The organism is Flavobacterium sp. GQ95, from assembly GCF_059758655.1.
The window spans coordinates 1-887 of the sequence record NZ_JCAXEB010000055.1 but is presented as its reverse complement, the minus strand read 5'-3'; the positions used below and the strand labels follow the sequence as shown (position 1 = coordinate 887).

The window sequence follows — 887 nt, the reverse complement described above, 5'->3', positions numbered from 1 at the left end:
TTTGTCAAAAGTAGTCAAAACAGGTGAAAGTGTAGTTTTTACAGGTACCCCGGCTACTGATCCTGTTTGCTGGTCCTGGAAAGTCGGCAATAAGGATAGGGGTGTAGTGTTTACTTCCGAGCAGCAAAACCCAGGTTTTGTATTTGCTGAATCAGGATTATACAGTATCGAATGTAGGGCAAGGAATGCTTTTGGCAACGATACAAAAAGAGTAACCGATAGGATTGGGGCAACAGCGCCTCCATTAGCAGATTTTGCTGTTTTAAATTATGTTTCAAAGGCAGGCTGGGTTTTAAAATCGGTAAGTAGTGAGGAGAGACTTAATCGTGCATTCCAAGCTTTTGACGGTAATAGTAACTCATCTTGGTCAAGCAATAGGGCGGTATATCCGCATGAAATTCAGATTGATATGGGGGTATCCTGTAAAATAGACGGGTTTAGGGCAGAAACAGATCCTGTCTATGGTCTTATTAAAGATTTTGAATTTTCGGTAAGCTCTGATGGGGAAAACTGGATCGTGGTAAAAACAGGTACCTGGGATAAAACGAAGGCTATAAAAGAAGAATCTTTTTTAGCGGTTACTGCCCGCTACATTCGGTTTAAGGCTTTGTCGGGACTTGATGATTTTACGTATGCTACTATAAAAGAATTAGATGTAAAACGTGCAAATGATGATATAGTGCAGGTTTTAGCAGGGGAACCGGTTTTGTTGCAGGATCGATCCGGCAATGCGCCTGTTTCGTGGTTATGGAAAATCAGCAAGGATGGGGTTGTGAAATTTACTTCTGTAGAGCAAAATCCAAATTTTGTTTTTACAGAGGCCGGTTTGTATAGTGTGGAGCTTACGGCGAGCAACGCAGAAGGCAGCCATACTAAAACTATTGAGG

1 protein-coding gene is annotated in these 887 nt (G+C 41.7%); it reads left to right on the top strand.

The window, feature by feature from the left end:
• A partial coding sequence (locus tag AC6CH4_RS25900; protein WP_498108211.1) for a discoidin domain-containing protein occupies positions 1-887 on the top strand: 887 nt, incomplete at both ends.